The following is a 14,285-nucleotide window of genomic DNA, read 5'->3' on the forward strand; positions in this document are numbered from 1 at the left end:
CTCCCCGCACCGCTCTGATCCACCGACCTCCCCCGGAAGGGCCGAACCCCATGCGCCAGCTCGTCCTCGGCGGTACCCGCTCGGGCAAGTCCGTTCACGCCGAGTCCGTGGCCGGTTCCGCCGGCACCGACGTGGTCTATGTCGCCACCGCCCGTCACGATGCGGACGACGAGGAGATGTCGGCGCGTATCGCGGCGCACCGGGGCCGTCGGCCCGCGCACTGGACCATCGAGGAGACCGACGAGGTCGTCCGCGTCCTGCGGGATCACCCGTCCGCGACCGTGCTGGTGGACGATCTCGGCGGCTGGCTGGCCCGCCGGATGGACGCGACGCTGGGCTGGGCCGACGGTGGTGCGGCCGTGGCCACCGAGCTGGACGGGCTCGTCTCCGCGGTCGCCGACCGCACCGGGCCGGTGGTCCTGGTCTCCCCGGAGGTCGGGCTCGGGGTGGTGTCCGAGACGCTCGCGGGCCGACTGTTCGCCGACATGATCGGCTCGCTCAACCGACGCCTGGCCGAGGTCTGTGATTCGGCGGTGCTCGTCGTCGCCGGTCGGGTCCTCCCTCTGACCGGCGGGACGGCAGCGGCGCCGAGCGACGTGGCCGTCCCCGCCGCTCCCTCCTCCGGGCCCCCCGCCGTGCCTCTCCCGCAGCCCGGGACGGACGACGCCGCCGCCGCCACCACCGACGACGACGACAACGCCACCGGGTCCCCCGCCACCGACACGGGGCCGTGCCCGGAGTTCGCCGGCCTCCGCGACGTCGCATACTACGACGACCCGGTGGCCTTCGGCCCCGTCCACCCGCCCTCCCACACGGTGTCGGAGCAGGCGAGGGAGCGGCAGCTGACGCTCACCAAGCCGGCCGGTTCGCTCGGCCGTCTCGAAGAGCTGGCGACGTGGATCGCCGCCTGCCAGGACGCGTGCCCGCCCCGCCGGCTCGAGCGGGCCCGAGTCGTGGTGTTCGCCGGCGACCACGGCATCGCCGAGCACGGGGTCTCCGCTTTCCCGCAGGAGGTCACGTTGCAGATGGCCGACAACATCGTCGGCGGCGGTGCGGCCGTATCGGTGCTGGCCAGGCAGGCGGGCGCCACCGTCCGGGTGGCCGATATCGCGATGTCGGCCGAGCGCCCGGGTGGGCTCGACGATCACAAGATCCGACGCTCCTCCGGCGCGATCGACCGCGAGGACGCGCTGACCGGGGACGAGGTACGGGCCGCGATCGCCGCGGGCCGCCGGATCGCCGACGAGGAGGTCGACGCAGGGGCGGATCTGCTGATCGCCGGAGACCTCGGGATCGGCAACACCACCCCCGCCACCGTGCTCGCGTGCCTGATCACCGGCCGCGAGCCGGTCGAGCTGGTCGGGCGGGGCACCGGGATCGACGACGAGGGATGGATGCGCAAGACCGCCGCCATCCGCGACGCCATGTTCCGGGCGTCCGGTGATCTGCGGGATCCGGTCGCGATGCTCCGCAAGGTCGCCGGCGCCGACATCGCCGCGATGGCCGGCTTCCTCGCCCAGGCCGCGCTCCGCAGGACGCCGTGCATTCTCGACGGCTCCGTGGTGACCGCCGGGGCGCTCATGGCCGAGGCCCTCGCGCCGGGCTCTCGCCAGTGGTGGGTGGCCGGGCACCGCAGTGCCGAGCCGGCTCACACCGCCGCGCTGACCTACCTGACCCTCGAGCCGGTTCTCGAGCACTCCATGCGCCTCGGCGAGGGCAGTGGCGCCGTCGCCGCGCTGTCGGTCGTCCACAACGCGATCGCGATCCTCACGGAGATGGCGACCTTCGCCGACGCCGGGGTCAGCGGCAGGGACGACTGACCTCTCGTGCTGGACGCGGTGCGGGTGTCGCTGTCGTGGATGACCGTGCTGCCCGTCGGTCGCACCGGTGTTCCCGATGCGGCCACGGCCGGGCGCGCGATGACGGCGTTGCCGGTCGTGGGGCTGGTCTGCGGGACCCTGGCCACCGCGACCGCCCACGGCGTGCACACCCTCGGCGCGGGCGCCTTGTTGTCCGGTGTCGTGGGGGTCGCGGCGGTGCTCGCCGTGACCCGCGGAATGCATGTCGACGCGCTGGCCGACACCGCTGACGCGCTCGGCTCGTACGCCGGTCCGGAGCGGGCCCTTCAGATCATGCGCTCCGGGTCGATCGGTCCGATGGGGGCCGCGGTACTCGCCCTGATTCTTCTCGCCGAGGTCGCGGCGCTGGGCCAACTCGTCGACTCGGGTGCCTGGCTCGCGCCGATCGCCGCGTTCGTCGTCTCGCGTTGCCTGCCGGTCGCGCTCCTCCGGCGGGGCGTTCCGCCCGCGTCGCCGACGGGGTTCGGTGCGATGGTCGCCGGCTCCCAGTCCAGGATGGCCGTGGCCGGGGTCGGCCTGCTGACCGTGGTCGCAGGTGCCGGCCTGGCGGGCGCGGGACCGCTCCCCGACCACTGGTGGATGCCGGCCGTGGGTGCCGCGGTGGGCCCGGCCACGTTCCTCGCCACCGCCGCCGCCGGCCGTCATGTGGTCCGCCGGCTGGGCGGCATCAACGGCGATGTGCTCGGCGCCGCCATAGAGACGGGAACGGCGACGACTCTCGTCGCCGCCGTCCTCCTGCTCTGACCGATCTCCGGGCCGGGTCGTGGTGACCGCCCGGCGTCGCCGGGCGGATCGCGCCCGTCAGGCCAGGGTGGTCATCCAACCGAACGGGTCCTCGACGGAGCCGCGCTGGATTCCGGTGAGGGTCTCGCGCAGCCGCATGGTGATCGCCCCCGGCCCGCCGTCACCCACCGTGTAGCCGCCGCCGGAGTGCTGCACGGACCCGACGGGGGTGATGACGGCGGCGGTGCCACACGCGAACACCTCGGTGATCTCGCCGGAGGCCACGCCCGACTCCCACTCGTCCACCGAGACCTTGCGCTCGGTCACGGGGTAGCCGAGGTGGCGGGACAACTGCAGGAGACTGTCGCGGGTGACGCCCGGCAGCAACGAGCCGGACAGTTCGGGGGTCACGATCTCGGCGGAGTCGCCGGAGCCGAGGACGAAGAACAGGTTCATCCCGCCCATCTCCTCCACGTACTTCCGCTCGATCGCGTCGAGCCAGACCACCTGGTCGCATCCCTTGGCCGCGGCCTGCTCCTGGGCGCGCAGCGAGGCGGCGTAGTTGCCGCCGAACTTGGCGGCGCCGGTGCCGCCGGGGCTGGCGCGCACGTACTCGGTGCTCAGCCAGACGCTCACGGGGGCCACGCCGCGGGAGAAGTACGCGCCGGCCGGGGAAGCGATCACCGAGTAGAGGTATTCGTCGGCCGGCCGCACGCCGAGCCCGGTCTCGGTGGCGATCATGAAGGGCCGCAGGTAGAGCGCCTCCTCACCGCCGGCGGCGGGCACCCAGTCGCGGTCGATCGCCACGATCTGCCGCAACGACTCCATGAACAGCTCTTCGGGCAGCTGCGGCATGGCGAGGCGCTCCGCGGAGCGGTTGAAGCGGGCGGCGTTCTGCTCGGGTCGGAACGAGGCGATGGAGTCGTCGGCCTGCCGGTAGGCCTTGAGGCCCTCGAAGATCGTCTGCGCGTAGTGCAGGACCACGGCGGACGGGTCGATGGACAGGGGGGCGTACGCCTCCACGACCGGGGTGCCCCACTGCCCGTTCGAGTACGGGAGGGTGACCATGTGGTCGGTGAAGTGCTTGCCGAAGCCGGGGGCGGCGAGGATGGCCTCGCGCTCGGCGGTCGATCTCGGCGAGGCGGACGGACGGACGTCGAACTCGGGCATTGCGGGTCTCGTTCCTGGAGGAAGGGGGCGGGTCAGCGGGTGCGGATCTCGATGAGCGGGGGTACCGCGAGGCGGCACGGTACCTCTCGTCCGCGTACGTCGACGACGACCTCGTCGCCCTTCTTCAGACCCGCGTCCAGCTCGATGAACGCGAGCGCGATCCCCGTCTTGAGGGTCGGTGAGAACGTGCCGGAGCTGGTGACGCCCACGTCGCGTCCACCGGCGCGCACGGTCTGTCCGGCGCGCGGGATCCCGCGTCCGGTGACCTCGAGCGCGTACATCCGGCGGGCGGGGCCGGCCTCCTTCTGACGCAGCAGTTCCTCGCGCCCCCAGAAGGCGGGCTTGTCCCAGCCGATGGCCCAGGCGCAGCGTGCCTCGAGCGGGCTGAGGTCCACGGACAGTTCGTTGCCGTGCAGCGGGTAGCCGGCCTCCGTGCGCAGCGAATCGCGGGCACCGAGACCGCACAGGGCGCCCTCACGGGACAGCACCTGCTCGGCGAGCGCATCCCAGATCGGGCCGGCCTCGTCCCAGGCGGGCAGCACCTCGAATCCGTACTCGCCGGTGTACCCGGTACGGCAGACCCGCACGGAGTGTCCGTTCCAGCGGGCGTCGACGTACGCCATGTAGTCCAGGTCGGTGGGCAGGCCGAGGGCGGTGAGGACCTCGCCGGACCGCGGCCCCTGGACGGCGATCACGGCGCGCGAGCGGTGCTGGTCGGTGATGGTGATCCCGGGCGCGCGCTCGGCGGCGGTGGCCTGCAGCATCCGCACGACCTCGGCGGTGTTGGCGGCGTTGGGGATGAGGAAGATCTCCTCGTCGGAGACGCGGTAGGCGATCAGGTCGTCGACCACGCCGCCGCTGTCGTCACAGCACAGCGTGTACTGCGCGCTGCCGGCGGAGATCCGGTCGATGTCGTTCGTGAAGCACGAGTTGACGAACTCGGCGGCGCCCGGCCCGGTCACGAGCGCCTTGCCCAGGTGGCTCACGTCGAACAGCCCGACGGAGGCGCGGGTCGCGGTGTGCTCGGCGACGGTTCCGGAGTACTGCACAGGCATCGACCAGCCACCGAACGGCGCGAAAGTCGCCCCAGCCTCGACATGGCGGGAGTGCAGTGGTCCCTCGTAGAGGTCTCCGGTATCAGTCATGTCGCCACTCCTCGCGCTCTCCAGTACGGCTGGACCCCCACGTTAGTCGATAGACTATGGTGCCCTCGCCGTGGCGCCCACGCCACGGTGCGCGGGCCCCGGGACCTGTTCCCGGCGATGTGCCCAGCCAGTTGCCCACGACCCCAGGAGCGCCTTATGCCGACCGCGGATTCGATCCTCAGCCACGACCCGGACCTCTCCCCGATCGAGGCGGTCACCTCGCCTGTGAAGTCCGACGTGGTGGTGGTGGGAATCGCCGCGGATGCCGCTGCCGACGGGGAGAAGAAGGCGGCCCCCGTCGTCGTCGCCCCGGGTCTCGAGGGTGAGGCGACCACTGCGCTGGCCACGCTCGCCCGGTCGATCGGCGCGTCGACCAAGGTCGGCGCCACCACCCGCGTGCCGGCGCCGGCGGGCGTCCCCGGCGATTCGGTCGTGCTGGTGGGCCTCGGTGGCTCCGAGGACGAACGGACCGACGAGGTCCTGCGCCGTGCGGCCGGTGCCGCCGCCCGCGCCTGCCGTGGCCTCGGGTCGGCGCTGGTCCTTCTCGACGCCGGGCGCGCGGAGGCCGTCGCCCTGGGCGCCGGGTTGGGGTCCTTCGCTCCGGCCAAGGTCACGGCGAAGGACGAGAAGAACGACGACGACGCAACCGCCGCGGACACCCTCCGGGTATTCGTCGGCGAGGGCGGCTCGGACGCGGTCTCCCGGGCCGCCACCATCGCCGAGTGCGTCGGTCTGGCCCGCGACCTGGTCAACACCCCGCCCAACCTGTTGTTCCCGGGCTCGTTCGCTGATCGCGCGGCGGCGCTTGCCGCGGAGGCCGGCCTGGAGGTCGAGGTGCTGGACGAGGCCGCGCTCGCCGAGGGCGGGTTCGGCGGCATCCTCGCCGTGGGTGGCGGCTCGTCCCGCGGCCCACGCCTGGTGCGTCTGACCCATCGTGGCGGCCCGGGGCGTCCGACGGTCGCGCTCGTGGGCAAGGGCGTCACGTTCGACACCGGCGGCATCTCCATCAAGCCCGCGGCGGGCATGGAGCAGATGACCATGGACATGGGCGGCGCCGCGGCCGTGGTCGCCACCGTAATCCTGGCCGCGCGCCTCGGGCTGGACATGACCGTCATCGCCTCGGTGCCGATGGCGGAGAACATGCCGTCGTCCACCGCCTACCGGCCCGGCGACGTGCTGACCATGTACGGCGGGACGACGGTCGAGGTGCAGAACACCGACGCCGAGGGCCGGCTCATCCTGGCCGACGCTATCGTGCGCGCCTGCGAGGACTCGCCCTCACACCTCATCGACACCGCGACGCTGACCGGTGCCCAGATGGTCGCGCTCGGCAAGAAGACCCCGGGCGTCATGGGTACCGAAGAGTTCCGCGACCGCGTCTCCGAGCTCAGCCGCGGGGTCGGCGAGGGTGGCTGGTCGATGCCCCTGCCCGAGGAGCTGCGCGACGGCCTGGACTCGGAGGTCGCCGACATGACCAACGTGACCCCGCACCGCTGGGGCGGCATGCTCTCGGCGGCCCTGTTCCTGCGGGAGTTCGTGGCCGAGGGCGTGGAGTGGGCGCATATCGACATCGCCGGTCCGGCGTACAACGACGGCGGCCCGGAGGGCTACCTGCCCAAGGGCGCGACCGGCGTGCCGGTGCGGACCATGCTCGCGGTGCTCGAGGACATCGCCGCGACCAACTGACGGCGTTCGGCGGCTTCCGGCCGCCGACGGCTTCCGGGGGCCGACGGGCGGGCTACCGCTCGTCGGCCCCGCGCATCTGTTCGCGTAGACGTTCGGCGCGCTCGCGACGCTCCCGCTTGATGCGGACCTCTTCGTAGTCACGCATCCGCTGCGGGTACCCGTTCACGGAGGCGTCGAAGAGCGGCACCTTGAGTTCGGAGGTGATCCGACGGGCGGTGGCCAGGTCACCGACCGGACGACGCGTCCACTCGCCGTCGAACGCCACCAGGCACAGTCCCGGAACGGAGACCAGTGTCTCCGGTTCCAGGAAGGCCTCGACCCCCACGCGGGTGCGGCACCACCGGCGGAAGTGGTCCAGATCGGCCGGGTCGGCGGGGATCCGGGCGTTCCGCCGTCGGAAGATGTCCTGGATCCCCATCGTCGGCCTCCTTCCGCCGGACCCCCGTCCGGGGTGGGTCCGACCATGATGTGGCGATCGTACCGAGCCTCAGCAGCCGAGATCTGAGCGGCCACCTGCCGGAACCGGGTCCGGCCTGCGCCCGGATCGGTGCGTCCGGCAACGCCGACCAGTGGCAGAAGGCACAATGGACGACGATCATCTGGACTGGGCGCCACCGCGGACCGGTCCGGTGCTCCGACGAACAGATTGTTGCCCAACCCACGTCGCCGCTCATCGCGGGTGCGGACCGCGCCCGGGAGCTGCGCCTAAGAACTCTCGAGGAGTCACGACACCATGGCCTTCTCCGTACAGATGCCGGCACTCGGTGAATCCGTCAGCGAGGGAACCGTCACCCGCTGGCTCAAGAAGGAGGGGGACACGGTCGAGGTCGACGAGCCTTTGCTCGAGGTCTCCACCGACAAGGTCGACACCGAGATCCCTTCACCCACCGCGGGTACGCTGACCAAGATCATCGCCGGCGAGGACGAGACCGTCGAGATCGGCGGCGAGCTCGCCGTCATCGACGACGGCTCGGGCGGAGCCGACGATTCCGGCTCTGGCGAGGACGCCGCCGAGCCGGCCGAGGACACCTCCTCTGACGATTCGACCGACGAGCCGGCCGAGGACACCCCGGCCCCGGCCGAGAAGGCCTCCGGCGGCAACAAGGGCAGCGGCAAGGGCACCGACGTGGTCATGCCCGAACTCGGCGAATCCGTCACCGAGGGCACCATCACCAAATGGCTCAAGGCGGTCGGCGACACCGTCGAGGTCGACGAGCCACTGCTCGAGGTCTCCACCGACAAGGTCGACACCGAGATCCCCTCCCCCGTCGCCGGCACCCTCCAGAAGATCGTCGCCGACGAGGACGAGACCGTCGACGTCGGCGCCACCCTCGCCGTCATCGGCGAGGGCGCCGCCGGCGAGGCCGAGCCAGAGGACGAGGGCACACCCGAGCCCGCGGAGGAGGCCCGCCCGGCGCAGGCCCCCAAGCAGGCCGAGGGTGACGCCACGGACGCCTCGGGCGCCGAGAAGCAGGCCGACAAGGCCGGCGACACCCCCGAGCCGGAGAAGAAGGCGGCCGCCAAGGCGGAGGCCAAGACCGACGGCGGGGACGCCGGACGGCGCGAGAAGTCGGCTCCGCAGGCATCCTCCGACTCGGGTGTGCCGAAGCGGGCCGAGCCGGCGGCTGCCGCCAAGTCGGGGTCGTCCCCATACGTGACCCCGCTGGTGCGCAAGCTCGCGCAGGAGAACGGCGTGGACCTGGACACGGTCAAGGGCACCGGCATCGGTGGCCGAATCCGTAAGCAGGACGTCCTCGCAGCGGCGCAGGGCGGCACGGACGAGAGCACTCCGGAGCCCCCCGCCAAGGCGGCGGCCACCACCGGTGGTCCGTCGTCCGCGGGAGTCCGGCCGGAGCTCGCCGAACTCCGCGGCACCACCAAGAAGGCCAACCGGATCCGCAAGGTCACCGCCCGGATCACCCGTGAGTCGCTGCAGTCGAGCGCGCAGCTCACGCAGGTCTTCGAGGTCGACATGACGCGCGTTGCGCAGCTTCGTGCCCAGGTCAAGGAGCAGTTCGCCGACAAGCACGGCGTCAAGCTCACCTACCTGCCGTTCTACGCCAAGGCCGTGGTCGAGGCTCTCGTCTCGCATCCGAACGTCAATGCGTCCTACGACGAGGACTCCAACGAGATCACCTACCACGAGTCGGTGAACCTCGGCATCGCCGTGGACACCGAGGCAGGACTGCTCTCGCCGGTCATCAAGAACGCCCAGGACATGGATATCCCGACCCTGTCCAAGGCGATCATCGACCTCGCGGAGCGGGCGCGGGCCGCCAAGCTCACTCCCGACGATCTCTCGGGTGGCACGTTCACCATCACCAACATCGGCAGCGAGGGTGCCCTGTTCGACACCCCGATCCTGGTTCCGCCGCAGGCGGCGATGCTGGGCACCGGCGCGATCGTGCGTCGCCCGGTGGTGGATGCGGACGACGACGGCGAGTCGATCGCCATCCGGTCGATGGGCTACACCCCGCTGACCTACGATCACCGCCTGATCGACGGCGCTGACGCCGGCCGCTTCCTCACCACGGTCAAGGACCGTCTCGAGAAGGCCGAGTTCGAGAGCGACCTCGCGCTGTAGCCGGTAGGTCCTGACGACGGGCGCCCTCCTTTCGGGAGGGCGCCCGTTCTCCTGTCTCACGTGGGTATCGGCAGGGGCTTTTCGAGCCGGCCGCCCTCTGCCGTCGGCATCGGGGCCTACGCTGCAGGACATGCCCTTCAACGGTCAATCCCTCCGCCGCGACCCGACCCCTCCGGAGATCCGCCGACTCGACACGGTCGAGTACTCCCCCACGTGGGAGCTCCAGCGCACCCTCGCCGAGGAACGCGCGGACGGGCTCCGCGGTGACACAGTCCTGCTGTTGGAGCATCCCGCGACCTACACCGCGGGCAAGCGCACCGAGCCCTCGGACCGGCCGATGGACGGCACCCCGGTGGTGGACGTCGACCGTGGTGGCCGCATCACCTGGCACGGCCCCGGCCAGTTGGTGGGCTACCCGATCATCGCGCTGTCCGACCCGATCGACGTGGTGGAGTACGTCCGGCGGGTCGAGCAGGCGCTCATCACCACCTGCTCCCGCCTCGGGGTGGAGGTCAGTCGGGTCGAGGGCCGCTCGGGGGTGTGGTGTGCCGCCTCCGACGGGCGCCCCGAGCGCAAGATCGCGGCGATCGGGATCCGCGTCCAGCGCGGGGTGACGATGCACGGGTTCTCGCTCAACTGCGACTGTGACCTCGGTGCGTTCTCGCGGATCGTCCCGTGCGGCATCGTCGACGCGGGCGTCACCTCGTTGACCGAGGAGCTCGGCCGCACCGTCACCGTGTCAGACGTGCTGGAGCAGGCCACCTCCGACTTGGTGGAGGCCCTGGACGGCCGGCTGCCCGTCGTGTGATTCGAGCGTAGGGTGGCTGGCGTGACTGTGACTCCCGAGGGCCGCAAGCTTCTGCGTATCGAGGCCCGCAACGCCGAGACCCCGATCGAACGTAAGCCTTCCTGGATTCGAACCCGCGCCACCATGGGGCCCGAGTACAAGGAACTCAAGGGTCTGGTCCGTACCGGCGGCCTGCACACGGTGTGCGAGGAAGCCGGATGTCCCAACATCTACGAGTGCTGGGAGGACCGTGAGGCCACTTTCCTCATCGGCGGCGAGCAGTGCACGCGTCGCTGTGACTTCTGCCAGATCGACACGGGCAAGCCCAGCGCCCTGGACCGCGACGAGCCCCGCCGTGTGGCGGAGTCGGTCCGTGAGATGGGGCTGCGTTATTCGACGATCACCGGAGTCGCCCGGGATGACCTGCCCGACGGCGGTGCGTGGCTGTACGCGGAGACCGTCCGCAAGATCCACGAGTTCAATCCCAATACGGGCGTAGAGAATCTGATCCCCGACTTCAACGGGAACCCGGACCAGTTGGCCGAGGTGTTCGAGTCCCGCCCCGAGGTGTTGGCGCACAACCTGGAGACCGTGCCCCGGATCTTCAAGCGCATCCGGCCCGCGTTCCGGTTCGACCGGTCGCTCGAGGTCATCCGCGCTGCCCGCGATTTCGGGCTCGTCACCAAGTCCAACCTCATCCTCGGCATGGGAGAGACCACCGAGGAGATCGTGGACGCGATGCGCGATCTGCACTCCGCCGGGTGCGACATCCTCACGATCACGCAGTACCTTCGCCCCAGCCCGCTCCACCACCCGATCGACCGCTGGGTCAAGCCCGAGGAGTTCGTGGACCTGTCCGAGCAGGCCCGTGAGATCGGTTTCGCCGGCGTCATGGCCGGGCCGCTGGTCCGCTCCTCGTACCGCGCCGGCCGCCTCTACGTCCAGGCGCTCGAGCACCGTGGCGAAGAGGTCCCGGAGCACCTGGAACAGCTGAAGACCGGCGGCGCCGCGTCCCAGGAGGCCTCGAGCGTCCTGGAGCGCGAACAGGCTCGCGTCTGACCGTTCTCCCCCGCACTCCCCCGGAGCGCTCACCGCGGTTCTCGAACCGTGGTGTCGGCCACGTATCCTGATGGGCATGGCGAAGAGCGAGCTCAGCAAGGCGGACAAGAAGGAGGCCCGGGCCGCTCGGCGGCAGGCGGGCAAGGAACAGCGCGGCCAGATGTGGGAGGCGCTGAAGATCCAGTCCAAGCAGGACAAGCTCCTGTGGCCGCTGATGATCGGCGCGGTGGTCCTCTCCGCCCTGGTGTTCTTCTTCCTCGGCAAGATCTGGGGCGGCGAGTGGTGGATGCTCCCGCTGGGCGTCCTGGTCGGCGTCATGCTCGCCATGACGATCTTCTCCCGCCGTATCCAGAACACCGTGTACGGCAAGGCCGAGGGCCAGCCCGGGGCAGCGGCGTGGGCCCTGGACCAGCTCCGCTCGGGCTGGCGCGTCAACCAGGCGGTCGCGGCGACCACGAACTTCGACGCGGTCCACCGCGTCGTCGGCCGCTGCGGCATCGTGCTCGTCGGCGAGGGACAGCCCCACCGCCTCAAGCCGCTCATGATGCAGGAGAAGAAGAAGGTCGCCCGCGTGGTGGGTGACACCCCGATCTACGAGCTGATCGTGGGCGACGAGGAGGGCACGACCCCCGAGCAGGTGCCGCTGCGCAAGCTCAACCGTCGACTCACCCGGTATCCGATGAACATCAGCCGGCAGAAGGTCGATGCGCTCGACACCAGGCTTCGCGCGCTGAGCACCAAGACCGGGGTGCAGAACCAGATGCCGAAGGGCCCGGTCCCCCAGGGCGCCAAGGTCCGCAACATCCAGCGCAGCGCCCGCCGGAGAGGGTGAGCGACCCGACGGCCGAGCGGCCGCGGCCTGGGACGACACAAGGTCCCGGTCCGCGCACGACAAGAGCGTTCCGACGCTCTCGCATCAGCGGGAAAGTCGGAACGCTCTGGTCATTTCCGGGGCCGGGCGATGCCGGGCCGGGCCGGTGACCGCGACCGGGTCCTCGGCGCTGGGCGAGTCGGCGAGCCGGCGTATCAGCGGGTGCGGATCAGTGCGGTGCCCGTGGCGCGGTCGTGCATCCCCCGGCCGTCCTCATCCTGAACCAGCGGCGGGATCAGGAAGAAGATGAAGACGACCCGGACCAGCGACCGCACGAATCCGACCCGCTCATCGGCGTCGATCCTGGCGGTTCCGATCCCGAGCATCGCCTGCCCCGGCGACTGGGCGAACAACCAGACGCAGACCACGCCGATCACACCCCAGACCGTCGGGACCGCCCAGCTGGTGACCGCGGCGGCCGTCTCTCCGCCCAGGGCCCCCGGCCCGGCGAATGCCACGACGATCCCGACCAGCGCGTAGGCGAGGAACCAGTCCACGATGAGCGCACCGAAACGGGCGCCCAGCGAGGCCATGGACCCCTCGCCGGCGGAGGGCATCCCCAGGCGCTCGCCCTTGTACTTCTGTTCGGGTCCGCCCCCGGACGAGGTCGGTCCGGACAGCCATGAACCCGCTACTTCGCGCATGTACCCAGGGTAGCCGGGGAAACCGCCGATCCCCATGTCGGTGGCCTGTGCCCCGCCGGACTAGGCTGGGACGAGTGGGAAGGACTCCACCCGGTCCGTCGGTTAACACTCGCGAAACATTCACTTGACTGCCGGGCAACACCACGCCCATATCGTGAGGTCACCGCTCGACGGGAAGACACCGGTCGCCCGTCGCACTGAAGAGACGAGGAGCGACACCGTGGCATTCTCCACGCCGGACGAGGTCATCAAGTTCATCAAGGATGAGAACGTCGAGTACGTCGACATCCGGTTCACCGACATGCCGGGTGCCGAGCAGCACTTCTCGATCGCTGCCGCCGCCTTCGACGAGGACATGATCGAAGAGGGCCTCGCGTTCGACGGCTCCTCGATCCGCGGGTTCCAGTCGATCCACGAGTCGGACATGATGCTCCTGCCGGATGTCACCACGGCGCGCCTGGACCCGTTCCGCAAGGCCAAGACGCTCAACATCAGCTGCTTCGTGCACGACCCGTTCACGCGCGAGGCCTACAGCCGCGACCCGCGTAACGTCGCGCGCAAGGCGGAGGAGTACCTGATCTCCACCGGCATCGCCGACACCTGCTTCTTCGGTGCGGAAGCCGAGTTCTTCGTCTTTGATTCGGTTCGCTACGGCTCGGGCACCAACCACGGCTTTTACGAGGTCGACTCGGTTGCCGGCCACTGGAACACCGGTGCCCCGTCCGAGGCTGACGGCTCCCCCAACCTCGGTTACAAGGTGCGGGCCAAGGGTGGTTACTTCCCCGTCGCCCCGTACGACCACTTCGTGGACTTGCGCGACGAGATGTCGACCAACCTCACGAACGCCGGCTTCGAGCTCGAGCGACTCCACCACGAGGTGGGCACCGGCGGCCAGCAGGAGATCAACTACAAGTTCAACACCCTGCTGCACGCGGCGGACGACGTTCAGTTGTTCAAGTACATCGTCAAGAACACCGCCTGGCAGAACGGCAAGTCGGCCACGTTCATGCCGAAGCCCCTCTTCGGTGACAACGGCTCGGGCATGCACGCCCACCAGTCGCTGTGGAAGGACGGCAAGCCGCTGTTCCACGACGAGTCGGGTTACGCGGGCCTGTCGGACATGGCACGCCACTACATCGGCGGCATCCTGCACCACGCGCCCTCGCTGCTGGCGTTCACCAATCCGACGATCAACTCCTATCACCGGCTCGTCCCGGGCTACGAGGCCCCGATCAACCTGGTGTACTCGCAGCGCAACCGCTCGGCGTGTGTCCGCATCCCGATCACGGGCAACAACCCCAAGGCCAAGCGCATCGAGTTCCGCTGCCCCGATTCATCGGGTAACCCGTACTTCGCGTTCGCCGCGATGATGATGGCCGGGATCGACGGTGTGAAGAACAAGATTGAACCCCTGGACCCGGTCGACAAGGACCTCTACGAGCTCCCGCCGGAGGAGGCCGCCGACATCCCCCAGGCGCCCACCTCGCTGCCGGCCGTGATCGATCGCCTCGAGCAGGACCATGAGTACCTGACCGAGGGCGGCGTGTTCACCGAGGACCTCATCGAGAACTGGATCTCCTACAAGCGGGAGCACGAGATCGCGCCGATCAACCTGCGACCCCACCCGCACGAGTTCGAGCTCTACTACGACTGCTGAGCCCGGACCCCGCTGCACCGCGGGGTCGCCGGATGACCTCAAGACCTGAATACCGTAAACGCCCCGGCCGATCGGCCGGGGCGTTTACGGTTGGACCCAG

The 14,285-nt window shown here is 70.4% G+C and carries 12 protein-coding genes; 8 read left to right on the plus strand and 4 right to left on the minus strand.

All coding sequences use genetic code 11. From position 1 onward, the window contains the following. Positions 1–50: 50 nt before the first annotated feature. Positions 51–1,820, plus strand: a complete 1,770-nt coding sequence (gene cobT / locus ACWIFB_RS01785; RefSeq protein ID WP_454057091.1) for a nicotinate-nucleotide--dimethylbenzimidazole phosphoribosyltransferase — start codon at positions 51–53, stop codon at positions 1,818–1,820. Between the two features lie 6 nt (positions 1,821–1,826). Beyond that, entirely contained in the window at positions 1,827–2,603 is a 777-nt protein-coding gene (locus ACWIFB_RS01790; RefSeq protein ID WP_454057092.1) for an adenosylcobinamide-GDP ribazoletransferase, read from the plus strand. Positions 2,604–2,660: 57 nt separating this feature from the next. Here the strand turns inward: ACWIFB_RS01790 and ACWIFB_RS01795 are convergent, their stop codons facing one another. Beyond that, entirely contained in the window at positions 2,661–3,752 is a 1,092-nt protein-coding gene (locus ACWIFB_RS01795) for a branched-chain amino acid aminotransferase (protein ID WP_454057093.1), read from the minus strand. Between the two features lie 32 nt (positions 3,753–3,784). Continuing rightward, a complete protein-coding gene (gcvT, locus tag ACWIFB_RS01800) occupies positions 3,785–4,897 on the minus strand; it encodes a glycine cleavage system aminomethyltransferase GcvT (RefSeq protein ID WP_454057094.1) in 1,113 nt (370 codons plus the stop codon). Between the two features lie 156 nt (positions 4,898–5,053). Between gcvT and ACWIFB_RS01805 the strand changes: the two genes are divergently transcribed. Further along, complete coding sequence (locus tag ACWIFB_RS01805) at positions 5,054–6,583, plus strand: leucyl aminopeptidase (protein ID WP_454057095.1); 1,530 nt, start codon at positions 5,054–5,056, stop codon at positions 6,581–6,583. A 52-nt stretch (positions 6,584–6,635) separates the two neighbouring features. Here the strand turns inward: ACWIFB_RS01805 and ACWIFB_RS01810 are convergent, their stop codons facing one another. Beyond that, on the minus strand, positions 6,636–7,001 hold the full coding sequence (locus tag ACWIFB_RS01810) for an oxidoreductase (RefSeq protein WP_230929494.1): 366 nt from the start codon (positions 6,999–7,001) through the stop codon (positions 6,636–6,638). A gap of 315 nt (positions 7,002–7,316) precedes the next feature. Here ACWIFB_RS01810 and sucB point away from each other — a divergent pair, with 315 nt between their 5' ends. The 4 genes from sucB (at position 7,317) to ACWIFB_RS01830 (ending at position 11,845) form a co-directional block, all read left to right on the plus strand. Further along, the gene (gene sucB, locus ACWIFB_RS01815; protein ID WP_454057096.1) at positions 7,317–9,167 is read left to right on the plus strand and encodes a 2-oxoglutarate dehydrogenase, E2 component, dihydrolipoamide succinyltransferase; all 1,851 of its coding nucleotides are present in this window, start codon (positions 7,317–7,319) and stop codon (positions 9,165–9,167) included. Positions 9,168–9,297: 130 nt separating this feature from the next. After that, positions 9,298–9,975: a lipoyl(octanoyl) transferase LipB gene (gene lipB, locus ACWIFB_RS01820; RefSeq protein WP_452099447.1), complete on the plus strand. Its 678-nt coding sequence runs from the start codon at positions 9,298–9,300 to the stop codon at positions 9,973–9,975. A 21-nt stretch (positions 9,976–9,996) separates the two neighbouring features. Further along, positions 9,997–11,013 carry a lipoyl synthase gene (lipA, locus tag ACWIFB_RS01825; protein ID WP_230929497.1) on the plus strand — a complete coding sequence of 339 codons (1,017 nt, stop codon included), beginning with the start codon at positions 9,997–9,999 and terminating at the stop codon, positions 11,011–11,013. A 76-nt stretch (positions 11,014–11,089) separates the two neighbouring features. Beyond that, positions 11,090–11,845 (plus strand): DUF4191 domain-containing protein, encoded by a 756-nt coding sequence (locus ACWIFB_RS01830; RefSeq protein ID WP_452099446.1) that lies wholly within the window; start codon positions 11,090–11,092, stop codon positions 11,843–11,845. Positions 11,846–12,039: 194 nt separating this feature from the next. Here the strand turns inward: ACWIFB_RS01830 and ACWIFB_RS01835 are convergent, their stop codons facing one another. Next, entirely contained in the window at positions 12,040–12,528 is a 489-nt protein-coding gene (locus ACWIFB_RS01835) for an RDD family protein (RefSeq protein WP_452099445.1), read from the minus strand. Between the two features lie 220 nt (positions 12,529–12,748). On the opposite strand from ACWIFB_RS01835, the gene glnA reads away from it, so the two are divergent. Then, entirely contained in the window at positions 12,749–14,185 is a 1,437-nt protein-coding gene (gene glnA, locus ACWIFB_RS01840; protein WP_454057097.1) for a type I glutamate--ammonia ligase, read from the plus strand. Positions 14,186–14,285: the final 100 nt, after the last annotated feature.

The sequence above is a fragment of the Dietzia sp. NPDC055340 genome (genome assembly GCF_053645335.1).